Consider the following 20,515-nt stretch of genomic DNA (forward strand, 5'->3'; position numbering starts at 1 on the left):
GCCGCGAACTTTAGTTACATACTTGTATGATTTTCTTCAATTGCAGTATTTGCCCCAAGTATTGGCAGTACGATCCCCGACACCAATGTGTAGGGAGGCACTTCCATAGTACCCAATCGCGCGAAGTCTTTTTTGTGCACGCATTTTACAGAGTTCACGAAATGCTCGGTTGGCATCGTCTCTCGAGCAAAAACGAACATCAATCGCTGTTGCATAAGGATGGCGTCCGGCAGCTCCACCGACATTTTTATTATAGGGCTCGGGTCTCCACCAATTGTAGATTTGGCAAACTTTGAGTCCTTTTGCCGACAAGTCTTGAAGAATTTTGACCCCGGCAATCGGATATTTCCACGTAGACTCATCTGGATGAATCAATTGATGAACTTGGCTTGAGCCATAAGTACAGCGAAAGGTCGAAGAGCTGTTTTTATTTGGTTGAATCAGTTGGTTGCACCAGAAAGAGCCGTTGGTTTCTTTCATACAGCGATCTAGAAACTCTTCTTTTTTGTCATTCCCGATATTCACTTGCTTGAGTTGTTTAAGGCTTGCCTTGATGCAACCCCAGACGTCGAATTCTTCGGTCTCGACGACTTCACTATGATGTTCATGATCTGTATGTACGTCAGCGAGGGCTTCGAAACTTTGTAGACCCAAAAGAATCGCAAAGATAAATTTCACCTGACCTCCGAGAAAAAAGTAATTCGGAGATTTCAGGCTATCTTTGAGATTCTTTGTTTAACCAGTCCGTGACTGAAAATCTGGCATTAGGTACCAGTGAATAAATACGAGACAGTTTTGCAATTACAGTACTTTAATCGCAAACTCGACACTGACTTTTTTACTATTAAAAATTCCTTCCAATGAAGTTAGCACCCCATCTTTAAGACGAAGAACCCCAGACTTTTTCAGAATTGCACCTTGAGTTTGATCTTCAGCCATAAAAAACAAAGACGTAGCAAACGAAGAAAGCTTACTGCCATCATTTTCAAAGCGATAAGAAAAAGCCATCAAACTAAGCTGCAGCCCATAACGACTAGCGAGCAGAACGGGACCTGGGTATTTGCGAAAAACAGCAGGTTTAAATCCCTCATACAAATTAAAAAGCGATTCACTCTGATGTTCAGAATAAGTTAAAGACTCGCAATCCTGCTCAACACACCAAGTAGAAACAACTTGAATACGAGGATAAATTTGCGGAGGTACCCCAAAGACAGGCCCAACCAAGGATCTTACAAAAGTCTGACACCCACCCTGCCCAAAACAAGCAACCAGAGTATCGCCATTGACCTGATAAGATAATTTGCGAGTACTTTGATCTTCAGGATCAAAAATATCAGCAGACTTCTGATCACTCCCAGTAATAACAAATTTCTTTTTGTCATAATGAGCACCCAAAGTAATGATTTGATCCAAATGAGTCTCAGAAAAAACGAGCCAAGATTTGTAATAAGCTCCATACGCGCCATCATCAGGCACAATATTCTCAGCAAACCAAAACCCAGTCGGAACGGCAGCGAATGAAATTGATCCGAATAAAATTGCGAAAACAAAAAGTAGACTCTTCATAACTCCCCCATACCAGGGGACCACAAGAAAAAGACCTTGTCACGATGTGAAACTGATCGCGTAACTAGCGCCCGCGCTTAATAAAAGCCTCTTACACGCAAAATAAAAAAACGAAGACCTACGAAAGCGAAGACAATTTGCCTCGGAGGTAGGGTGAAAAACTTTGGGCTCTTCCCGAAAGGGGGCTCAAGCGGCGCCCGGATGGCGCGAACCACGCCGAAGGCGTGGCGCTTGCGTGAGGGCCGGACGCCCGTCCCCCGTTTGGGAAGAGATCAAAGTTTTTCACCCTACCTCCGGGGCAAATCCCCGTCCGAAGCCCTCCCCGGACGAAGAGCAAAAAAAAGCCTCTCGCGGGGAAGCAAGAGGCTTAACATTTTCATTACTAATGAGAGATCAAACTAGTTGCTAGTAGGAACAACTGGTGGAGCTGGGTGGTGGCTGTGTCTTTCCAAGAACTTGCAGTACCAGCCAACGTAACGAGCATCTAAGCCCGAGCCTGCAGAAATTGTTGATCCAGAATCAACAACTTCGTCCACTTTGCGCTGAACGCTAAAGTCACGAGAGTCGCCGCGACCCGCACGTCTTTCCATCGCAAAGTATACCCACTTCATATTTTTTGGCGCACCGTCATTTTCATACACGCAGTGATATTCACCTTGTGAGTAGACGATTGTGCCGTAGTGGCTTTCAAGAGCGTTAGCAGCAGTTGCTGCGAATGTAGTCGCAATAATAGCGATAAGGGTTTTCATAGTTCCTCCGTTATGAATGTTTGGAGGCAACCTAGTGGAAAACTATGGCATTCGTCAAATGACGGTTCCTTCCAATGACGGTGTAGAAACCGTCACTGGAAGTCTTATTAGATTGGATTATTGGCAGTTAGAAGAAGGAACTTTGACCACATCATCGATGCTTAAAACTTGGTTTGAGTTCGCAGTGATGAAGGAGCCTTCACCAATGCTGCTGATGTTCTTCAAATATTGAGTTTGAGAAACATCCAAGTTCTTTGAGTAGTAATAAACGCTGTTCAAGCTAATTTGGCTTGGAGCCAAGTTCTTGATCGAAGAAGCATCTGGAATCACATCATTAGGGCTGCGATAGTCCGTTGCTTGACCGTCTGAAATCATTATCATTACATACGAAGCTTTTTGAGCTGCGTTTGCTGAAAGATCCGCAGAGATCATGCTCTTTGCAAGATTCAAAGCTGCTTTATAAGGAGTGCTGCCAGTGTCTGATGTTGCCATAAAGCTGTTGTAACCGCTTTGAACTGTTGCTGCATCGTTAGAGAAGCCTGCAGAACCACCAATTTTGATGTGTGCCTTTGATGAAGAGCCTTGGAATGTTGTCAGTCCATAATAGAAGTTAGATTTACCGCTATAGCGATTCAAGAAAGCGCTGATAGAAGCAGATCTCCATGCCTTATTAGGATCGCTGGCAACAGAGCCACCTTCACCTTCGTTCGATCCAGATGTATCCACAACGAAGAGAACCTTGATGATCTTATTAGAATCAACCATGGTTGGGCGACAAGCATTTGGATCATCGCCGCCTGTTGTTCCGTTCAATATAGCTTCGGAATCCACTTGCGAGGTGAATTTAGCATTAGAACAGTTTTGGAATGCGAGAACCAACGTGAGTAGAGCAAACCCTAAGTACATTTTGGTAGAGTTCATCTTCATAGGTCCCCCCTGGACTTATTAAATGTACATGCAAAAAGCGTGTACGCCTTATTTGGACCTGAGTAGATTTGGGGTTTCAAAATCGTTCATACTTTTTTTGGGCGAATAACTTTTAGTCGACACTTCTCACTCTGAGACGGACGCAATCTCTCGCTGAGATCTCGCATGCGGAATCGCTGGGCCGAAAAAGAAAGAACCCGGTGGGAGGGGCCTACCGGGTTCTTTTGGAACACTTATATATTTTAGCGGGACATAGTATCTGGGCTCTTATCCCCCTTGGTGATGCATTACCTTCACTGCAAGCGCGGGGCCGAGTGCTCACACTCAGAGAAATTCAGGACTTAGCTCGAGGCGAGTTTGCGTTGTGTTCATAAACTACACACCCAAAACAGCCGATAATCCTTGCAAGTCCACGGGATCTTTCGCAAATGCAAAGCACCTTTCAGAGCTCGACACCTGTCTAAAGTTTTGATCACTCATTTTGAGGCCCCTCAAATCAAATTTAAAAAAGGAATTGTTGTAAGCTCTTGTTTCAACAATCGATTCTCACTCTGGAACGATCACACCCTAAAAAATTGAGGTTTCAATTTTGGAACCTTTGTCCGATACTAAATATGTGGGAAGTAAGCCAAACATTTATCAATATCACGAGTACAGAACTTTCTTAAAAGATTGGATCTCCTATCTTCAGAAAGATCAGCCTGAGTTTTCTATCAGAAAACTTTCGCAGAAGTGTGACTTTGCTGTTGGCTATCTTCCTATGGTTCTGAATGGCAAACGCAATCTCTCAGAGACTTCTTTCGACACGTTGAAGAAGCATCTAAAGATGAAAACGGATGAGATCTCATATTTAAAGTATATGATCACGATGAACGATACCGATTCTCGTGAGAAGCGTCTTGAAGTTTTGAAGAAGATGCAGAAGTTCCAAAAATACAGCGATGAAAACGCGAAGGAACTTGAAGCTTATAAGTACCTCACGAAATGGCAATATGTTGCTCTTCGCGAGATGGCGCAACTTGATGAGTTTAAAAACGACAAAGAGTGGATCCAAGAACGCATGACCTTTGCCGTGACTCCGAAAGAAATCAGCGAAGGACTTGAGTTCTTAATGCGAGGCCAATTCATTGAAGACAATGGCAAAGGCAAACTCAAAGTTAAAGACAAGATTTTGGATTGTTTTGAAGGGGTTTACCGCCTGTCGCTTGGCGAATTCTACAAACAGATTTTCCAATTGGCGATTGAGTCTATTGAAACTGTGCCCCGCAATGAACGACTTCTATTAGGCCACACACTCGCTGTTTCTAATGAGGCTTTTGAACAAATTAGTAAGGTTCTCACTGAAGCTCTGGAAAAAGTACGTGAGATAGAGAAAAAGGACACCAAGAAAGACCGCGTGTACCAAGTTTCTTTCACTGCATTTCCAATGACGAAGAAGGGATCAAAATGAGCCGCGCTATCATGGCCCTAATCATTCTATCACTCTTAGGCTGCTCACCTGGCGGAGAAGGCACTTCAACCGGCAATCCTTTGGTAGATGTGCGAATCGATTCCTACAACTCGACAGCGGTTGCGCAAAAAACAGAGTTCCAAACTATGGCTTTGATGAGCTCTTTGAAATTCTGTTTCAAGCGTGTTCGTTTTAAACTGGATGGCGAGACCACAAACCCAGACCCTACTCAAGACAGTGACAATGTTGATTTCTATCTTGGCGAAGTGAACATTTCTAGCTTAGGAACAACACTGAAGAGCATTTCAATTCCGCATGGGACTTACAAACGTGTAGAGTTTGATCTTGAGGACGATTGTTCTTCTGGGAAGAGCATCCAACTAACCAACTCCCAAGGCAACTTTAGCACGGATGACCGCATTACTATCACTTTTGAAGGCACTTTCGTGCATGATGGCACCGGTGATATCTTAAACCTGGCGATCCAAGACGTGGTGAGTGCTCTAAATACAGTCAATGATTCGTCACAAATCAAAACCAAAGCCGAGAGTGTTAACGGCGACTTCTAATTTTGCCCTGCAAAACAGGTCCTTTTACATTTACAAAGTAAAGCTGTAAGGGCTCGAACATATTCAGTTTTCACGGTCAAATCGAATAGAACCGGGCATGATGCGCCTCGTAGGCCGTCTAACCAAATATTTCTTTTTTTGTAAAAGAGAATAGTCTGTAGGTACCACGAATTCTGACAAAATAGAAAGGACGATGGTATGAAAAAGTTCACCCTGATTATGGCTCTTATGGTACTTGCTGCTTGCTCGTCAAAACACAAGGCTAAAGAAATCGATACAAACGTGAAGGACGCTGAAGCAATCACACCTAACAGCGTGATCGGTGTTAAAGACGGAGAAATGATTTACCAAAAGAAAGTCATGATGAATGAACAACTCCGTAATTTGGAGCTCGAAGTTTACAACCTAGAAGCTAAAGTTTATGGCGGTCCTCGTTATTTGGACAACCGCGGTCTGTACGGCGTATTACAAGATTGCCGCTTGCAAATGAGCGAACCTAAAAATGGCGGCGATGGCAAACTTCTTTGGACTGAAAAACGTGAATATGTAACTCAAGAGTCTGACTACACAAACATTGGTACCGATAAAAAGAAAATCATCGGTGTCTCTGAAGAATACCTTAAAGACCGCATCGATAGATTCGTTAATTACAAAGCCGTTCTTCAAGGTCGTCAGGAAGAGTACGAAACAAAAGTAAAAGTTTGTGAACTCGAATTCGACCGCCAAAAGAAAAAAGCTAGCAATAACTAGATATTTTTCGACTCAATGACTGTTATACCCGGGGAAGCTATCTTCCCCGCTTGTAACATGTGTACGGCCAGACCATCCACATCCGTGGCCATAGTCTTCTGGATATTCTCTGATAAAACCGGTGAAACTAGTTTGAGCACAGCTCCGACCATCTGTTCGCCACGACGGACTTCTTGACGATGTCCCAATAAAAATCCTGGTCTAAAAATACTAAGGCTGTTCAGCTTTAAAGCGCGTAGAGCATCTTCAGTCTCGCCTTTGACTTGATTATAGAAAATAGCCGAATCTTTCTTGGCACCCGCCGCCGAGATCAAAACAAAACTTTTTGCGTTGTTTGCTTTGGCGATTTTGCCGAAATCAACGACGGCTTGATAGTCGACTTTGCGAAAGTTTTCCTGACTGCCGGCCGTTTTAATCGTGGTCCCCAAGCAACAGAAATACAAATCTCCTTGGAGTTCTTTTTGATGACTTGGCAGATCTGCAAAGTCTGCGACTAAAACCTCTTTCAGCTTTGGATCTTGGACTCCCAAAGATCTTCGTGACACCGAAACTACCTGAGTGACCCCCGACTCTTGAAAAAGTTTTTGCAACAAACTCTTCCCAACCAATCCCGAGGCTCCAGTAATCACGGCAATCATTTTTTACTCCAAGAAAAGGGCTTGCAGTTTCGTTCGGCGCTCAGCTGTGAAAGAAAATTCAGCTTCCAGATAACTTTCGAAACTTCCATAGCGATTTATAATTTCATCAAAAGCTGCATGCAAGAAGCTCTCGCTGGCTGACATCATGTGATGCAGCTTTTCAAGAGCATGGGCTGACAACAGTGGTTCCACTTTTGTCAAAAGCTTCGCGCGGAAAGGCTGTAGTCCTTCTTCCGTACGCAGGTAGTCTTCAATAATGGTTTTTTGACTTACATTCAATGCCATCAGAAAAATCGCAGATCCCACACCTGTGCGATCTTTACCGACTGCGCAGTGATGAAGAAGGCCGCCCTCGTGCAGATTTTCAGCTTTATGCAGGAGACGCTGATAGGCTGTGTTTTGAAAAGGCAGTTTCTTATAAAGACTCTGCATAAAATCCATAGGCATAGAGCTTAAATGATGGTCCGAGAAAAAATCTTTCGGATCCGCAGTGGTCACATGTGTGGGTGGATTTGCAGGACAACATTCATAGTGAGCACCAGTCCAAACTATATCGCGGTCGCCGTCTGCTTCATGCTGATCACGATAATCCAAAATATGGGTGATGCCCATCGCTTGCAGAGTTTGACAGTCTTCAGGAGTCAAACGCGACAAAGAGCCCGAACGAAAAAAACGGCGATGTTTCAAACGACGTCCATCCTGAGTAGGAAGTCCGCCTAGATCACGAAAATTAATTCCACCTTGTATTTTCATTCTATGGCCTTTCTTGTCCTGCAAATAAACGAAACCACGGCATCCGATGGTGTTTGGCACCCCCTATTTTGCCGTGGAATACTGTTCGCTTACAATAAGAAAGACCGCAGCATTTCTAGAAACTTTTTAGCCAATTCAAAGCATTCTCTATTTCAGGGTGCTTTGAATTTGTTGGGCTTTCGAAAGATGCTCTTGAACATGAGTCTTCGTAGTTTCTAGATAAGCCTTCAACTCTGCACTTTGTGCCGCCGGAATATATTTATCATTCAGATCTTTCAGCAGTTGTTCATGCATACTGATTTGTTGCTGAATGTAAGCCTTATCAAATTCAGCCCCTTTGAGTTTTTTGAGAGTGTCCTCTTGGGTGTCTATATCTTTTTTAAGGCTATCGGCAGTCGCATTGTCGGCAGCTTTCACATTTGCTTTCTTAGCGACGTTTTTTACTTCTTTTTCACTTTTCTTATGTTGATCTACCATCATCTTTGCAAAATCTTTCACATCTTTATTTTCAGCTCTAGATTTTGCAGCCTTGCCGAGATCTGCTTCACCTTCATTGGCGACTTTCATAATCTCTACAATATGAGCATCTGTCAGCGTCGGCGTTTGTGGAGCTTGGGCATTAGCTGTAGCGCCAAAAGAAAGCGCTGCCAGGCATAGGATGAGCATTTTTGGCTTCATCATAAATCCTCCTTGTCCTTACTACTTAAGGAAAAATAGTTTCGTTGTGTTTGATCCTGAGGAGATTCCAAACATCCCGAACCCCGGGATAGTCACAAATCAAGTCTTCAACCATGAATTTCATTTTGGCCTCTGGAACAGAGCCAATTAAAATGACCTCACCGTCTCGGACTTCGATCTGGATATTGCTGCAATCGACCTCGCCATGAAGACGCAACATCTCTGACACTTCATCATCGATTTTTAAATCCCGTGAATTTAAATACTTCCCCATAGACCTCTCCCGTTTTGCATTGAGTTTACTTGCAGAGACTGGAGCCCTTACGACGAATTCATGACGTTTTTACGATTCAGACATCATACAAAAAATACATATTTAAATACACTTTCATTCTTTAAGAGAATGATTTAAAAGATCTCCATAACAACAAAAAAGGATGGAGATCTTTTATGAAAAAAACCCTCATTATACTCGTAGTAAGCTTGAGTTCATTGTCCGCACAAGCGGCCTTTCTTACTTGCTTTGGAACTAACGAAGCTAAGAACGAAATCGTTTTAACAATTGAAAATGCTTTCCAAACAACCCGCCAAGAATTTAAATCAGTGGACATCTATGCTCAGGTGTATCCATTTGCAGGCGCCGAAGTTTACTTGATTCCTCAAGAAGTACCAGGCTGCCAAGGCGCGCTTTTGGCTGGTAGCAAGGGCCAGGTTCTTCAACCTACCTACAGTGGCGACCTTTATATCGAATGTGATGGTGACGGCGATGCTGGCTATATGACATTGAAGAAAAAGAAAAACGGTCAGTATGCAGCGGTCTTCCACGGTCCGAATGGCAAACCTGCACTTAATCTGAATGACGAAGAAGAAGTAAAAATGGTTTGTGTTGCTAAATAAGTGACATAGGCCTGTTAACTGTCATCTTGACCCAATTTCGGGCTTCCTCTCTATAATTTCGAGATTCAATTTCGAATCCACATAGAAAGGAAGTCTCATGGGCATCATGAGTTTTTTTAAAGACGCCGGCGAAAAGCTTTTTGGCTCGAAAGAAGCCAACCCTGATTCCATCAAAAAGTATATTCAATCCCAAGGCATCTCTACGGAGGGGCTTACGATTGACTTCGATAAAGCCTCGGACACCGTCAAAGTCTCGGGCAAAGTTCCCGACCAAGCGACCAAAGAAAAGATCCTTCTCTGCTGTGGCAATGTCCAAGGGGTCGCAAAAGTGGATGATAATATTACAGTCGCACAGGCGGCCCCTGCCTCTCAGTACTACACGGTCCAAAGCGGTGATACGCTCTCTAAAATTGCGGCCCGGTTCTACGGAGACGCCATGAAATACCCTGCAATTTTTGAAGCGAATCGCCCGATGCTCTCACACCCTGATAAAATTTATCCGGGGCAAAACCTGCGCATTCCTCCTCCGGAAGCACGCACTGAGACCGTGGCAGAACATCATCCTTAAAGGGCTTCCATAGTTTTACACCACTCGCTGTTTTGTGGGCGCGATCTGGCCCCAAAAATGGGGGTGGTGTCATTTCATCTTCCCCTTTTTTCCAGAGGGATATTTTCAATTGGCTTTTCTAGCAGTAACAAATATTGCTAGCCCCATGAAAAAAATCTTAATGACTCTCACTCTTGTATTTTTAAGCGCTTGTGCGAATGACTCTAATGAAACTACGGACCATGCCATGGTTCCGCAGCCAACTCCGACTCAGCCACAAGGATATCCTCAACAGCCTCAGCCATATCCGCAACCGTATCCTCAACCTGCTCCTCAGCCACAATATCCGTATTACTACAATCTTCCTGGCAATAACTGCAATACGGGCATGCAACGCTACCAAACCCGCGCTCAATACTGCGCAGGTCTTCGCAATGATTATTTAAATAATCACTGCGCGCTTCCTACTCGCTATCAATATTTCCGTGAATATTGCCACGGTAGTCGCTGGCAAAGATAAGTTACTCTTCGTCTGAAGAGTCAAACTTCAAAGAATCCCACAAAGAGGCCTCTTCAACTTTAGGAACTGCCGGAGAGGCCCGGTACAGAATCCTGCGCTGACGACCCAAAACATACGATGAAGGGCGATCAATACGCAGGCGATAGGGGTTCGGCAACACGGCCGCCATCATCGCAGCCTGGGATGGATTCAAGTTCTTAGCAGAGCGGCGGAAGTACTTCTGAGACGCAGCCTCGACCCCATAAACCCCCGGCCCAAATTCAATCACGTTCAAATAAACTTCCATGATTCTATCTTTGGACCAAACAAGCTCGATGAGGACTGTGAAGTAGGCCTCAAAACCTTTACGGACCCAATCGCGATTCGGCCACAAGAAAACATTCTTCGCCGTTTGCTGACTGATGGTGCTAGCACCTTTTTTACGTTTATGAGTCTTATTGTACTGAATGGCTTTTTCGATCGCTTCAAAATCAAAGCCGCTGTGTTCGTAGAAGCGATAGTCCTCGGCCTTTAATACGGCCCGCTTCATATTCGGCGAGATCTCTTCTAACGGCACCCAGGTTTTATGAACACCCACGAGCTGCGGTCCCCACAAAGAACTCACCGAGCGAATCACCATCAAAGGCGTCACAAAGACTGGCATAAAGCTGTACAACAGCACTATGCCAAGGCTGCTCATGAAGCAGAGAAGAAGTGTGCGGAGAATGAGGTGTTTCCAAGGGCGCTTCATAGAATCCTTACAAGAGCACGCAGGTTTATCAGGGAACGCCCGTCCCGCCAATCAGAAATATCTGGCGAGGGTATTTTCTTCTGGTTTCAAGGGGATAAGCCCCCTGACTAACACATAAAGAATCCTAAAATCCTTGTAATTTTCGTTCTGAATTTTCCTAGAAACGTCTATTTGTTTGTCGTTTTTATTATTACTTAAGTTTAGGCCCTAGACCTCCGAAAAATACCTAGACCACGGGGGAGAAGTTAATCATGAAATCAATATTTCGCCTTATGAGCGCATGGCTTTTGACAATGACGCTAATGCTGACCGGAGAAATGGCCTTTGCAGCTAAAAAGAAAACGGCCAAGAAAAAAGCCAAGCAAGATCTCAGTATGCAGCTCAAAAAGAAAAAGAAACATTCTGCTGCTGCTTCCAAGAAGTCCAAAAAAGCTAAAAAGTCTGCGGGTTATGCCAAAGCATCTGGCTATATGAAGAAAAAGCAAAAGCGCGAAACAGCCAGTGCTAAAAAGCACGGCAAAAAAAACAAGACAGCCAAAGCAAAATCAGGCAAAGCAAAAAAGAAATTTAAGTATTACAGTTCGTAGAATCAACACACAGTCTTCCTGAATCTCGAACCTCCTCGAAGGATAATGGGGCCTCCCAATTCATCGAGGAGATTTGTGTATGAAAAAGCCATTGGTTTTTGCTTTCTTATTTTCTCTTCCCCACTTTGTTCACGCTCTGCCCGCCACGGGCCTTGTTTGCAGCTCTTATGACGGCGATTTTAAATTAGAAGCTGTCATTAACCACTACACCGGGGACCTATACGCCAATACTCTAAAAATCTACGAGAAAGGCACTCAGAGAGTTCCGGAGGTTAAGCAATACCGCAACTATAGCGACGACATTTTCATTATTGCAAGCCTCGGGCGTGAAGGTACATCGGATGATGTTGGTTATGTGATCTCTCTTGAACGGGCCTACAGAGACCCGACAGAGGCTTCGGGAAATGCCGAAAAGTACACCACCACCATGACCGGAGATCGCGAAACCGACAGCAATACATACATGAGTGTGGACTGTAAAATCGGCACCCCTTAATTTCGTAAAAACTTCTTACCTGTGACACACTCACTATGGATTCTTCTTGTTAAGATAATGGAGTCTTGAACAAGGAGGATTCTATGTTAGTCCGAGAAGTGATGAAAGAAAATGCAGAGGTCATCAACTGCGAACGCAACATTCGTGAAGCTGCGGAAATGATGGCCAAAGGAAACTTCGGGGGTATTCCCGTTGAAAGAAATGACAAGATGATCGGTATGATCACGGACCGAGACATCGTGATCCGCGTGGTGGCCGCAGGCAAAGACCCCGAAACAACGCGGGTTCTAGATTCAATGTCTGAAGGCATCAGCTATTGCTTTGATGACGAAGACGTTGAAGAGGTCGCTCGCAAAATGTCGTCCGTACAAGTTCGTCGTTTGCCTGTTGTAAATAGAAATAAAAAACTGGTTGGAATCGTCAGCCTTGTGGACATCGCTCGTAAGGCTAAAAATGAAAAGCTGACTCACGAAACCATGTCCCAGACAGCCCACTAAGCCCGGGGCTGTTCTGATCGAGAGTTACGACCTCCAAAGGGTCGTAACTCTTCCATTTATTCAAATTTCGGCTACAACAAGAGGTGTCATCAACAATAGCCTTGCCCCCGTTGTCGCTATGAGAAATAACTTGGGCAAGGAGAATAAATGGCGCACCAAGAACATCTGGATTCAGCTCTCAAAGTCCGTACGGCTTTGTTGAACCTGCAGAAAGAACTTTTGAATCATCTGAAAACCACTTTCGAAAAAGAGAACGCACGTGTCGTTCCTCCGATGGAATGGTTACAAGTGATTATGGTGGCCCAACGTTTTTCTTGGTTGCGTGAACTGACTTCCCTGGTGGCAGACATCGATTTGCTGACTGAACTTCAGGAAATTTCCCAAGAACGTGCAAGCCTTGCTCGCACCGAAGTGGAAAGACTTTTCTTTGAAGACTCAGCGTCCGAATTTAGCAAACACTACATGCAACTCATGAAAGCCGGAGCTCCCTTCATGGTGACTCACGGTCAGTTGAAAGAATCTACAAACCTTCTTCCGCAGTCTCAAAAAACTTGGACAGCAGATGAAGCTCTTGCTGAAAGAAAAAAGTGGCATGAAGAGCATCACCTGCAATCAAGAAAGCGCCGCTCTTAGTTTTTGCGTATATTTATAGAATAAATTATCTTCGCCCAAAGTTTTTAGCAGAGCCTGCTCCGCTTTAGCCTGCGGTAACTTTTGAGATTCCAGCCACAGGTCTTCAAACAATGTGGCTGTCGCACCGATGTTCAGAGACGGAAAACTTGAGTCTTCGACTTCACCAAAACCCACTAAAAAAAGATAGTTCCACAAAGGCTTGAGTGTGCGGTTGTATTGACCTTCAAAAAACTTTCCACGCAGCCCAAGATTTTCTTTTAAAAGAGGTGTCGACTGCGGCGAATCCATCAGTAAAGAATCCAAGGCTTCTTGTGAATCTCTGGTTAAAGGTACGTGACCTTGTGATGTTCCTAGGTATGAAAGAAGGCTGACGAAAACTTCCTTGGAAAAAAACGTCGCACGATTACGATACCATTTTGCATACACGACTTCATGGCTGCGCGATAATTCTTCGCGCAATACCCAAAGCTCGCCCACTCTGTTGTCCCCATCTGAATCCCACTCCCAGCGCATCTCTGATTTTGGATACAATGTGGACCAAATACTTGCGGGTTCTTTGCGATTATCTAGTGGATAAACCAAAAGGCATCCTTCGGTTTCGATCGCTTTAACAATTCTTTGACGTTTCGACATCTTCACAGTTTTGTCTCTCCACTTCAACACACTTGCGCCTAATTAAATTGTACTATGAGATATCACGACGAGGTATAGATGACTGTTGACACCGGCTACGCTCTGGCTGCTTGGATTCTCTCGAAGGGCATTGCCTTAAGTTTTATACTGGCCTTTTTGACTCTGCAACCTCAAGTCCTGGGGCTTTATGGCAAGAATGGCATCCTGTCGATTCGCCAATTCATGATGGTGCTTCGAGAGCAAACCGGCCCGCAACGCTACTATGAACTACCAACGATTTTCTGGTTCAATGCTACGGACTTTTTTATAAACGCCGTCACTTTGACGGGGCTTCTTTCATCAACACTAGCACTGATGGGTTTTTGTTATCCATTGATGATCTTCATTGCGTGGGTCTGTTATCTTTCATTCGTGAATTCCGGACAGGACTTTTTGGGCTTTCAATGGGACTCGCTGTTATTGGAAGTCGGAGTGCTCGCGATTTTTCTTTATCCTTGGCATCTTGAGTGGACTCCATGGCAAACTTACGAGCCTAATTTTTTTATTCGTTGGTTGTTTTGGCTACTTCTGTTCAAACTTATGTTTCTTTCGGGCGCGGTAAAAATTCTCAGTAAAGATGCTTCGTGGCGGGACATGACGGCCTTGAAGTTTCACTATTGGACCCAGCCCATTCCAAACCCCGTCGCTTATTTCGCTGATAAAGCTCCGCTGTGGTTTCAAAAATTCTGTTGCGCAATGATGTTTGCCACCGAGATTGGAATTCCCTTTTTAGTTTTTGGACCAGGGAAAATTCGCTGGGTTGGCGCGACGATTATAATCTTCTTTCAGTTCTTGATCATCATTACAGGGAACTATGCGTTTTTCAATTTTTTAACGATTGTGCTTTGTCTTTTTCTTTTCGACGATTCTTTTTGGGCCGTCATTCTTGATAAAGTTCTTCCAGGTATCACAATCATTGCAGAGACCTCGATGTTCTATCAATCCTTAGGACTGATCTTGGCGATTCTCATGGTGCCGTTGAATTTATTCTGGTTCGTGCTGGCATTTTTTGAAAACTCGCGAATACTGAATCCTGCGATTCCGATCATTCGTGCGATTTACAATTATCGTTTTAATTCAAGCTATGGCCTTTTTGCAGTGATGACAAAAGATCGTCCTGAACTTGTTCTGCAAGGAAGTCACGATCACGAAAACTGGGTCGACTATGAGTTTAAATACAAACCAAGTTCCGTTACAAAAATGCCGCCAGTCGTAGCTCCATACCATCCACGCCTTGATTGGCAAATGTGGTTTGCAGCGCTTGGAACTTTTAATCAGAATCTCTGGTTGCAGAATTTGATGGCGCGTATTTTTATGAACTCTGACGACGTCTTAAGACTTCTAAAAAAGAATCCTTTTCCCGAAGTGCCCAGCTACTTACGTATCGTAAAATACCGCTATAAGTTCTCGACAACGAAGGAACTGCTCCAAAAGGGCCAGTGGTGGGAACGCGAATACGTGGGACTCTACTCACCCGTGTTTGAGAAAACTGATTTTATAAGCGAAGAACCCAGTTTCGAATGATCATTTGACATTCATTAAGCCTATGACGCATCACGCTAACCTGGTGCTGGACAAGTCTTTAAAATCTCCGTTGTGGGTCTTCCGTCGTCTCGATAGAATAGTCCCCATTCATGGATGAATTTACACAAAGGAGTTTTATCATGGAAACTAAGATGATCCAGAATAAAACAGAAAAAGAAACGGTACCGGCTACAACAACTATCGAGAAACCAGCAAATGCAGAACGCCCGAACCGTCGCCGCACTCGCCGCCGCCTTCCAGCTTGGTAAAAACAACTTTAGTCTTCAGCTTCTTTTTTATGTTTTATTTGACGAGCTCTTCAGTGCAAGCTGAAGAGCTTTCGTTTTTTTTCAAAGACACTTACGAAGACTCCCGCGCGCAGTTCCTAAAAAATGCAGAGTCTTTAAAAACTCAGGTTCCAAACCTGCAATTACGTTCTCTCAAAATTCCATCAGCTAAATCCGAAGAACTTTTTACGGATGTTTTGTATGTGCCGCCACCAGATGCTGACAAAGATCGTCTTTTGATTTTAGTCTCGGGCATTCATGGCATGGAGGGTTTTGTTGGAAGTGCTCTGCAAAATATGTTTTTGCAGAAAAACTTTTTCGAAGCTCGCAATCAAGGCTTTGGCGTTTTGTTGGTGCATGCACTAAACCCCTATGGTTTTAAATTCCATCGCCGCGTTTCCGAGAACAACATCGACCTGAATCGCAATTTCGATATCAATAATTCGCTTTTTGAACTGAAGAATGACGGCTATCAATCCGTCCGCGACCTTTTAAATCCTACGGACTCTGTAGGCAGCGGTACATTGGACCGCGTAAAATTTTATATTCAGTGCGTGGTGGCTATTGCCAAGTATTCGATGGACAGCCTTCGTCGCGCAATTCTGAAGGGCCAGTACGAAGTGCCCGAAGGGATTTACTTCGGCGGCAATAAGTTCGAACCGCAAAAAGACTTGCTGGAAAAAGAGCTTTTAGAATTTAGCAATGGCTATAAGAAAATTCTGCTGATCGATCTGCATACGGGCTATGGCCAACGTGGAAAGCTGCATCTTTTTGCAGACCGTTCCCCAGCGCTGGATGCGTCCTATTTGGAAAAAATCTTCGCAGGTCAGGGCTTAGACTATGGGCAAAAAAAGAACTTCTATGAGGCCACGGGCGGCCTCGTCGTTTATGCGGCCAAATTGTTTCAGAACAAAGCCCGATATGCAGGCATGGTCTTCGAATTTGGAACTTTAGACAGCCAAAAAACACTAGGCTCCTTAGACTCGCTTTATCGCATGGTGCGCGAAAACCAGCACACCCATCATGGAGCGCACTCACCGCAAGACGCTCAGCAAATTCAGCATTTGTTCTCTGAAATGTTCTATCCTCAGGATTCCCAATGGCGCATTGACAGTGCCCACCAATTTGAAAAGGCCTTAGCCTCTGCTTTGCAAAAGCAAAAAGAATTGAAATAGCCCCTGAGTAGTGCTAACTCCGAAGACTCCCTGTTGAAAGGACATCTCTGTGCTCTTGGAGTTTTGGAAAAGATCCAGCACCTTGCAAAAGGCATTTATTCTTTTTGGCTTAAGCCTTTTGTTTCGCGTATTTTTTGCGTCGATCGTGGGCTTGGCTGACGACGAGGCCTATCACTGGAGTTGGACCAAAAATCTTTCCCTGTCTTACTACGATCATCCAGGCATGATTGCTTGGCTTGAGGCTTTAAGCACTGCTCTTTTAGGCGACACGCGCTGGGGCATTCGTTTGCCGTCGTTCTTGTGTTATGTCGCGGCCGCGGTTCTTTCGTGGAAACTGGCTCGTGAAGTCTTCGGGGTTTGGGCTGCAAACTTCTGCGTATTTTTGATGCTGTGGTCACCGCTGTGGGGTTTTGGCGGTTATGTCGCTTCTCCAGAGACTCCGTTCATGCTTGCTTGGGTGGCTGGTGCTTACGTGTTCTGGCAAGGTGTCCGTGAAGACGGCAAAGCTTGGCCTTTGAAAAAAACTTGGCTGTGGCTGGGTGTGATCATGGGCTTGGGGCTTAATTCAAAATTTATTATTGCTCTGCTCGCTCCGGGTTTTGGTTTGTATTTACTGATGACGCCAAAACATCGCAAAGATTTGCTGACGAAATGGCCGTGGATGGGCTTCTTGATCGCAACTTTGATTTGTCTTCCGATCTTTATTTGGAATGTTCAATTCGATTGGCCGGGTTTCAAATATCAATTCCACGAGCGCCACACCACCACCGAATTTAGCATCGGTCGCTGGCTGCAGTTCTTCACTGCACAGATCTTGTTCTATACTCCGGTGGCCTATGGCTTGATGCTCTTTACTTTCGCGTACTCGTTCATGGAGCGCAAAGAAGCGCGCTGGCGCTGGCTGTTCTGCATGACAGTGCCAAGCATTGTGATGTTCTATCCCCAGCCTTTGTGGGCGGAATACAAACCGCATTGGAGTGGTCCTGCGTTCTTCTTGCTGTCAATGGGTGCCGGAACCATTTGGTCCGAGGGCATTCGTCGTCATGGCAAGGTTTGGATTAAGGCCTTTAGCAAAAAACTCACTTGGGGGATTTTAGGTTTTATCATCGCTTTGAATTTGATCATCTACTTGCCATTTGTAAGCCCATGGATGCCAAAACTGCACAGAGCTATGAACAAAACGACCGAGTGGCAACCGAAGTGGGATCTTAGCAATGAATTTCATGGCTGGCCTGAACTGGGTGACTACGTCAATCGTCGGCAGCGCGAGATTCACGCTGAAAGCGGCAAGAAACCGTTCATTGCCAGCAATCGCTATGAAACTACGGCTCAGACTTTTTGGGGCACAAAACAAAAAGTGTACATGCTCAACACCACCAAGAGTCACTACACTGTGACTCAAACACCGCAAGAGATGGAAGCGCTCCGAGGCTCTACAGCGTTGTTTGTGACAACGGATAAGTATCCGACGAATCCATTGAACTGGGCGGCGTTTGATGACTGTAAGGCAGAAGAGCTTCGCACTTTCCGCGACAAAGAAGTCTCTCGTATCTTTACAATTTGGATTTGTCCAAACTTCCAGGGAATTAAATAACTAGAAGCTAGCTCTTATTCCGTCACCTTGATGATGTTTTTGTCGTCATCGATGATCCAGGCTTCCGGCTCTCCGTGAGGGCCTGTTTTGGAGATCGCCATCACTTCAAAGCGATTGGATGTTGCTGAACATCCTCGTCGGCAATATTGGGAAAAGTTCTTTAAAGAAATATTCTGTGCAAACTTTGAATACTCGTAAGAAACCTTATCACCACTTAACGGATCAATCTTCAAACCCATCAAGTAGTCACTGTCCATACGCCCTTGGGGAGTTTCATCAGGAACCAAATCCCCTTCTGTAGAGGGCTCTAGAAAGCCCACCTTCAAATTGATTTCTCCGTCCAAAGGATCCCAACCGATCGCTTTTAAATCCGTTGAATAACGCCCAGTCTCGGCGAAGAACGCTTTTTGAGCGACATAGATAGATGCTAAGTTAGATTTAATTTCGCTGTAGATTCTCTGACGCTCTTCTTCCGAAACCGTGAACTCAGCGGGAGCCCCTGCTTTCGGCTTCTCATAGACTTCGCTGTTCGCATCCACATCTGTTTGTGGAAGTGAAGAGGCCGTCTGACGTGAGCTTTCAACTTGTTTAGGCAAAGGGATCGGAGCTACAATTTCAGGCGTAGCTGATGCCGCAAGATCTCTGCTCGCTTGGTCGCGAGAGTAAAAATATCCCACAACACCAACAATAAGCACTATCAATAGTAATGACTTCGCTCTTGGATCCATTGAAATATTTGAGCACTAACCCAAATCGAGAGCAAGGATTATGCAGCCTTGCCCATGACTTCTGATGCAATAGTGTTCACCATTTTTTGTAGATTTCGAGCCTGCGCCGACATTTCCTCAGAGGTGGCAGCCGTTTCCTCGGCCACAGCCGAGAACGACTGGGTTTGTTTTTCCAAAGAACCCATCGTGTCTTGAATCGTTCCCACGTCGTTCGATTGGCTGGAAGCCGACTGTGAAATCTCTTGGTTTAGAACATTCACCTTCTTCGCAAAATCCACGATATTACTGAGCACCTTGTCACTAGCTTCTGCTAACGCCAAAGACTCGTGGGTTTTCTCGACACTTGTGGTGATAACTTGTTTTACTTCTTTCGCGGCGACCGCAGATTTCAGTGCAAGTCCTCGAACAGCTTCGGCCACGACGGCAAAGCCTTTTCCTTGCTCTCCTGCTCGAGCGGCTTCGACTGCGGCATTGAGCGCTAAAAGATTCGTTTGGAAAGCGATGTCGTCAATGATGTCCATAGCCATGGTGATTTCATTGGTGGTCTTTACAAGCTCGTTGATAGACAGAATCAACTTACGAAGCTCCTCGGCTCCCTGCGAAGCACCTCGTTCTGAATTTTGCGCAAGCTCTGCCGCAGATTCAGCGCGCTGCTGGTTAACCTCAACCGAAGTGTTAATGTCTTTGACGAGCTTCAGTGTTTCTTCAATTTTTGCGGCGGATTCTACAGCACCTTGAGCCACATTTTGCCCCGCTTTAGAGAGCAGGCTTGAAGCTTCTAAAACTTGCTGACTGGCTTCGTTGGTTTCAGACACGGTCTTTGCAAGGAACTTCATCAGATTTCCGGCAAAGACATAGAAAATCAAAAACGCCACAGTAAAGGCCCCGACAAATCCCATCAACACTCGGTTGCGGAATTGAGTCACGGCTGCTTCCACGTCATCGACATACAGACCACTACCGACAATCCATTTCCAGCCCTTGAACTGACGAACGAAGCTGATCTTAGGTTCTGGTGATGGCGATCCTGGCTTCGGCCATAGATAGTTCACAAAGCCTTCACCCTGAGTGGTACCGACTTTCACAAACTCCACGAAGAGCGCCAAGCCTGTCGGATCTTTCATATTCGAAAGATCTTTGCCATTGAGTTCTTTTTTAATGGGATGCATGAGCATCGTTGGATGAAGATCGTTGATCCAAAAATACTCGCTGCCGGAATAGCGAAGCCCCTCCACTGCGTGAAGCGCCTGGCGTTGAGCCTCTTCTTCAGTAAGCACCTTTTGTTCATACAAAGAATAGTAATGCTGCAACACTGTGGTCGCGATGTCGACCGAGCTTTTTACGGCGTATTGGCGGTCTTTGTACATTTGCTCGCGCATCAGAGGCAGAATGTAAAACATGACAATGCTCCACAAAGGAATCATTGCCACAACTAGCAGACCTAAAATTTTATAACGATAGCTGCGATTGCCCCAAAGACGGTTCAACATTCTTTATGCTCCTGTCAGAGTTCTCTGTCAGAAGCTTTTCGGTCAGAATGACCAGTAC

Annotated in this window: 26 protein-coding genes and 1 pseudogene; 14 read left to right on the forward strand and 13 right to left on the reverse strand. The window is 44.9% G+C overall.

What is annotated here, in order from left to right; translation table 11 throughout:
- Positions 1-36: 36 nt before the first annotated feature.
- From ACLWBB_RS15490 to ACLWBB_RS15505, 4 genes are all read right to left on the reverse strand, one after another.
- Positions 37-678 (reverse strand): hypothetical protein, encoded by a 642-nt coding sequence (locus ACLWBB_RS15490; protein WP_413288461.1) that lies wholly within the window; start codon positions 676-678, stop codon positions 37-39.
- Positions 679-801: 123 nt separating this feature from the next.
- Positions 802-1,566: a hypothetical protein gene (locus tag ACLWBB_RS15495; protein WP_413288462.1), complete on the reverse strand. Its 765-nt coding sequence runs from the start codon at positions 1,564-1,566 to the stop codon at positions 802-804.
- Positions 1,567-1,964: 398 nt separating this feature from the next.
- The gene (locus tag ACLWBB_RS15500; RefSeq protein ID WP_413288463.1) at positions 1,965-2,315 is read right to left on the reverse strand and encodes a hypothetical protein; all 351 of its coding nucleotides are present in this window, start codon (positions 2,313-2,315) and stop codon (positions 1,965-1,967) included.
- A gap of 117 nt (positions 2,316-2,432) precedes the next feature.
- On the reverse strand, positions 2,433-3,242 hold the full coding sequence (locus ACLWBB_RS15505) for a hypothetical protein (RefSeq protein WP_413288464.1): 810 nt from the start codon (positions 3,240-3,242) through the stop codon (positions 2,433-2,435).
- A 598-nt stretch (positions 3,243-3,840) separates the two neighbouring features.
- Here ACLWBB_RS15505 and ACLWBB_RS15510 point away from each other — a divergent pair.
- The 3 genes from ACLWBB_RS15510 to ACLWBB_RS15520 all read left to right on the forward strand — a co-directional run bounded on the left by ACLWBB_RS15510 (position 3,841) and on the right by ACLWBB_RS15520 (position 6,011).
- On the forward strand, positions 3,841-4,692 hold the full coding sequence (locus ACLWBB_RS15510) for a TIGR02147 family protein (RefSeq protein ID WP_413288465.1): 852 nt from the start codon (positions 3,841-3,843) through the stop codon (positions 4,690-4,692).
- Complete coding sequence (locus ACLWBB_RS15515) at positions 4,689-5,261, forward strand: hypothetical protein (RefSeq protein ID WP_413288466.1); 573 nt, start codon at positions 4,689-4,691, stop codon at positions 5,259-5,261. The genes ACLWBB_RS15510 and ACLWBB_RS15515 overlap by 4 nt, the downstream gene beginning before the upstream one ends.
- 198 nt (positions 5,262-5,459) lie before the next feature.
- On the forward strand, positions 5,460-6,011 hold the full coding sequence (locus ACLWBB_RS15520; protein ID WP_413288467.1) for a hypothetical protein: 552 nt from the start codon (positions 5,460-5,462) through the stop codon (positions 6,009-6,011).
- On the opposite strand, the gene ACLWBB_RS15525 is transcribed toward ACLWBB_RS15520, so the two are convergent.
- The 4 genes from ACLWBB_RS15525 to ACLWBB_RS15540 form a co-directional block, all read right to left on the reverse strand.
- Positions 6,008-6,649 carry an NAD(P)H-binding protein gene (locus ACLWBB_RS15525; protein ID WP_413288468.1) on the reverse strand — a complete coding sequence of 214 codons (642 nt, stop codon included), beginning with the start codon at positions 6,647-6,649 and terminating at the stop codon, positions 6,008-6,010. The two genes, ACLWBB_RS15520 and ACLWBB_RS15525, sit on opposite strands and share 4 nt — an antisense overlap.
- 3 nt (positions 6,650-6,652) lie before the next feature.
- The gene (locus ACLWBB_RS15530) at positions 6,653-7,402 is read right to left on the reverse strand and encodes a tyrosine-protein phosphatase (RefSeq protein ID WP_413288469.1); all 750 of its coding nucleotides are present in this window, start codon (positions 7,400-7,402) and stop codon (positions 6,653-6,655) included.
- Positions 7,403-7,549: 147 nt separating this feature from the next.
- A complete protein-coding gene (locus ACLWBB_RS15535; RefSeq protein ID WP_413288470.1) occupies positions 7,550-8,083 on the reverse strand; it encodes a DUF4142 domain-containing protein in 534 nt (177 codons plus the stop codon).
- Positions 8,084-8,105: 22 nt separating this feature from the next.
- Entirely contained in the window at positions 8,106-8,354 is a 249-nt protein-coding gene (locus ACLWBB_RS15540) for a BON domain-containing protein (RefSeq protein ID WP_413288471.1), read from the reverse strand.
- A gap of 176 nt (positions 8,355-8,530) precedes the next feature.
- On the opposite strand from ACLWBB_RS15540, the gene ACLWBB_RS15545 reads away from it, so the two are divergent.
- The 3 genes from ACLWBB_RS15545 to ACLWBB_RS15555 all read left to right on the forward strand — a co-directional run bounded on the left by ACLWBB_RS15545 (position 8,531) and on the right by ACLWBB_RS15555 (position 10,044).
- On the forward strand, positions 8,531-8,977 hold the full coding sequence (locus ACLWBB_RS15545; protein WP_413288472.1) for a hypothetical protein: 447 nt from the start codon (positions 8,531-8,533) through the stop codon (positions 8,975-8,977).
- A 97-nt stretch (positions 8,978-9,074) separates the two neighbouring features.
- Entirely contained in the window at positions 9,075-9,545 is a 471-nt protein-coding gene (lysM, locus tag ACLWBB_RS15550; RefSeq protein WP_413288473.1) for a peptidoglycan-binding protein LysM, read from the forward strand.
- Positions 9,546-9,690: 145 nt separating this feature from the next.
- Positions 9,691-10,044 (forward strand): hypothetical protein, encoded by a 354-nt coding sequence (locus tag ACLWBB_RS15555; RefSeq protein WP_413288474.1) that lies wholly within the window; start codon positions 9,691-9,693, stop codon positions 10,042-10,044.
- A 1-nt stretch (position 10,045) separates the two neighbouring features.
- On the opposite strand, the gene mtgA is transcribed toward ACLWBB_RS15555, so the two are convergent.
- Entirely contained in the window at positions 10,046-10,774 is a 729-nt protein-coding gene (mtgA, locus tag ACLWBB_RS15560) for a monofunctional biosynthetic peptidoglycan transglycosylase (protein ID WP_413288475.1), read from the reverse strand.
- 251 nt (positions 10,775-11,025) lie between these two features.
- Between mtgA and ACLWBB_RS15565 the strand changes: the two genes are divergently transcribed.
- The 4 genes from ACLWBB_RS15565 to ACLWBB_RS15580 all read left to right on the forward strand — a co-directional run bounded on the left by ACLWBB_RS15565 (position 11,026) and on the right by ACLWBB_RS15580 (position 12,987).
- Positions 11,026-11,361: a hypothetical protein gene (locus ACLWBB_RS15565; protein ID WP_413288476.1), complete on the forward strand. Its 336-nt coding sequence runs from the start codon at positions 11,026-11,028 to the stop codon at positions 11,359-11,361.
- 79 nt (positions 11,362-11,440) lie between these two features.
- The gene (locus ACLWBB_RS15570) at positions 11,441-11,857 is read left to right on the forward strand and encodes a hypothetical protein (RefSeq protein ID WP_413288477.1); all 417 of its coding nucleotides are present in this window, start codon (positions 11,441-11,443) and stop codon (positions 11,855-11,857) included.
- A gap of 83 nt (positions 11,858-11,940) precedes the next feature.
- A complete protein-coding gene (locus ACLWBB_RS15575) occupies positions 11,941-12,354 on the forward strand; it encodes a CBS domain-containing protein (protein ID WP_413288478.1) in 414 nt (137 codons plus the stop codon).
- 147 nt (positions 12,355-12,501) lie between these two features.
- Complete coding sequence (locus tag ACLWBB_RS15580; protein WP_413288479.1) at positions 12,502-12,987, forward strand: hypothetical protein; 486 nt, start codon at positions 12,502-12,504, stop codon at positions 12,985-12,987.
- Here the strand turns inward: ACLWBB_RS15580 and ACLWBB_RS15585 are convergent.
- Positions 12,967-13,620 carry a hypothetical protein gene (locus ACLWBB_RS15585; protein ID WP_413288480.1) on the reverse strand — a complete coding sequence of 218 codons (654 nt, stop codon included), beginning with the start codon at positions 13,618-13,620 and terminating at the stop codon, positions 12,967-12,969. The genes ACLWBB_RS15580 and ACLWBB_RS15585 overlap by 21 nt on opposite strands.
- 78 nt (positions 13,621-13,698) lie before the next feature.
- On the opposite strand from ACLWBB_RS15585, the gene ACLWBB_RS15590 reads away from it, so the two are divergent.
- The 4 genes from ACLWBB_RS15590 (at position 13,699) to ACLWBB_RS15605 (ending at position 18,239) form a co-directional block, all read left to right on the forward strand.
- A complete protein-coding gene (locus ACLWBB_RS15590; RefSeq protein ID WP_413288481.1) occupies positions 13,699-15,183 on the forward strand; it encodes a lipase maturation factor family protein in 1,485 nt (494 codons plus the stop codon).
- 140 nt (positions 15,184-15,323) lie between these two features.
- On the forward strand, positions 15,324-15,452 hold the full coding sequence (locus tag ACLWBB_RS15595; protein WP_413288482.1) for a hypothetical protein: 129 nt from the start codon (positions 15,324-15,326) through the stop codon (positions 15,450-15,452).
- 29 nt (positions 15,453-15,481) lie between these two features.
- The gene (locus tag ACLWBB_RS15600; protein ID WP_413288483.1) at positions 15,482-16,645 is read left to right on the forward strand and encodes a M14 family metallopeptidase; all 1,164 of its coding nucleotides are present in this window, start codon (positions 15,482-15,484) and stop codon (positions 16,643-16,645) included.
- 118 nt (positions 16,646-16,763) lie between these two features.
- Complete coding sequence (locus ACLWBB_RS15605; RefSeq protein WP_413288484.1) at positions 16,764-18,239, forward strand: ArnT family glycosyltransferase; 1,476 nt, start codon at positions 16,764-16,766, stop codon at positions 18,237-18,239.
- A gap of 14 nt (positions 18,240-18,253) precedes the next feature.
- On the opposite strand, the gene ACLWBB_RS15610 is transcribed toward ACLWBB_RS15605, so the two are convergent.
- From ACLWBB_RS15610 to ACLWBB_RS15620, 3 genes and pseudogenes are all read right to left on the reverse strand, one after another.
- Positions 18,254-18,967 carry a hypothetical protein gene (locus ACLWBB_RS15610; RefSeq protein ID WP_413288485.1) on the reverse strand — a complete coding sequence of 238 codons (714 nt, stop codon included), beginning with the start codon at positions 18,965-18,967 and terminating at the stop codon, positions 18,254-18,256.
- A 38-nt stretch (positions 18,968-19,005) separates the two neighbouring features.
- On the reverse strand, positions 19,006-19,866 hold the full coding sequence (locus ACLWBB_RS15615; RefSeq protein WP_413291618.1) for a methyl-accepting chemotaxis protein: 861 nt from the start codon (positions 19,864-19,866) through the stop codon (positions 19,006-19,008).
- 21 nt (positions 19,867-19,887) lie between these two features.
- Positions 19,888-20,457, reverse strand: a pseudogene (locus tag ACLWBB_RS15620) (cache domain-containing protein); the annotation flags it as partial.
- Positions 20,458-20,515: the final 58 nt, after the last annotated feature.

It is taken from the genome of Bdellovibrio sp. HCB337, assembly GCF_047302465.1.
GTDB lineage: Bacteria > Bdellovibrionota > Bdellovibrionia > Bdellovibrionales > Bdellovibrionaceae > JACMRP01.

Excerpts from the sequence above, each read along its gene's own strand:
- ACLWBB_RS15495 (WP_413288462.1), bottom strand. The coding sequence starts at position 1,566 with ATGAAGAGTCTACTTTTTGTTTTCGCAATTTTATTCGGATCAATTTCA.
- ACLWBB_RS15500 (WP_413288463.1), bottom strand. The coding sequence starts at position 2,315 with ATGAAAACCCTTATCGCTATTATTGCGACTACATTCGCAGCAACTGCT.
- ACLWBB_RS15505 (WP_413288464.1), bottom strand. The coding sequence starts at position 3,242 with ATGAAGATGAACTCTACCAAAATGTACTTAGGGTTTGCTCTACTCACG.
- ACLWBB_RS15515 (WP_413288466.1), top strand. The coding sequence starts at position 4,689 with ATGAGCCGCGCTATCATGGCCCTAATCATTCTATCACTCTTAGGCTGC.
- ACLWBB_RS15520 (WP_413288467.1), top strand. The coding sequence starts at position 5,460 with ATGAAAAAGTTCACCCTGATTATGGCTCTTATGGTACTTGCTGCTTGC.
- ACLWBB_RS15525 (WP_413288468.1), bottom strand. The coding sequence starts at position 6,649 with ATGATTGCCGTGATTACTGGAGCCTCGGGATTGGTTGGGAAGAGTTTG.
- ACLWBB_RS15530 (WP_413288469.1), bottom strand. The coding sequence starts at position 7,402 with ATGAAAATACAAGGTGGAATTAATTTTCGTGATCTAGGCGGACTTCCT.
- ACLWBB_RS15535 (WP_413288470.1), bottom strand. The coding sequence starts at position 8,083 with ATGATGAAGCCAAAAATGCTCATCCTATGCCTGGCAGCGCTTTCTTTT.
- ACLWBB_RS15540 (WP_413288471.1), bottom strand. The coding sequence starts at position 8,354 with ATGGGGAAGTATTTAAATTCACGGGATTTAAAAATCGATGATGAAGTG.
- ACLWBB_RS15545 (WP_413288472.1), top strand. The coding sequence starts at position 8,531 with ATGAAAAAAACCCTCATTATACTCGTAGTAAGCTTGAGTTCATTGTCC.
- lysM (WP_413288473.1), top strand. The coding sequence starts at position 9,075 with ATGGGCATCATGAGTTTTTTTAAAGACGCCGGCGAAAAGCTTTTTGGC.
- ACLWBB_RS15555 (WP_413288474.1), top strand. The coding sequence starts at position 9,691 with ATGAAAAAAATCTTAATGACTCTCACTCTTGTATTTTTAAGCGCTTGT.
- mtgA (WP_413288475.1), bottom strand. The coding sequence starts at position 10,774 with ATGAAGCGCCCTTGGAAACACCTCATTCTCCGCACACTTCTTCTCTGC.
- ACLWBB_RS15565 (WP_413288476.1), top strand. The coding sequence starts at position 11,026 with ATGAAATCAATATTTCGCCTTATGAGCGCATGGCTTTTGACAATGACG.
- ACLWBB_RS15570 (WP_413288477.1), top strand. The coding sequence starts at position 11,441 with ATGAAAAAGCCATTGGTTTTTGCTTTCTTATTTTCTCTTCCCCACTTT.
- ACLWBB_RS15575 (WP_413288478.1), top strand. The coding sequence starts at position 11,941 with ATGTTAGTCCGAGAAGTGATGAAAGAAAATGCAGAGGTCATCAACTGC.
- ACLWBB_RS15580 (WP_413288479.1), top strand. The coding sequence starts at position 12,502 with ATGGCGCACCAAGAACATCTGGATTCAGCTCTCAAAGTCCGTACGGCT.
- ACLWBB_RS15585 (WP_413288480.1), bottom strand. The coding sequence starts at position 13,620 with ATGTCGAAACGTCAAAGAATTGTTAAAGCGATCGAAACCGAAGGATGC.
- ACLWBB_RS15590 (WP_413288481.1), top strand. The coding sequence starts at position 13,699 with ATGACTGTTGACACCGGCTACGCTCTGGCTGCTTGGATTCTCTCGAAG.
- ACLWBB_RS15595 (WP_413288482.1), top strand. The coding sequence starts at position 15,324 with ATGGAAACTAAGATGATCCAGAATAAAACAGAAAAAGAAACGGTACCG.
- ACLWBB_RS15600 (WP_413288483.1), top strand. The coding sequence starts at position 15,482 with ATGTTTTATTTGACGAGCTCTTCAGTGCAAGCTGAAGAGCTTTCGTTT.
- ACLWBB_RS15610 (WP_413288485.1), bottom strand. The coding sequence starts at position 18,967 with ATGGATCCAAGAGCGAAGTCATTACTATTGATAGTGCTTATTGTTGGT.
- ACLWBB_RS15615 (WP_413291618.1), bottom strand. The coding sequence starts at position 19,866 with ATGGGATTTGTCGGGGCCTTTACTGTGGCGTTTTTGATTTTCTATGTC.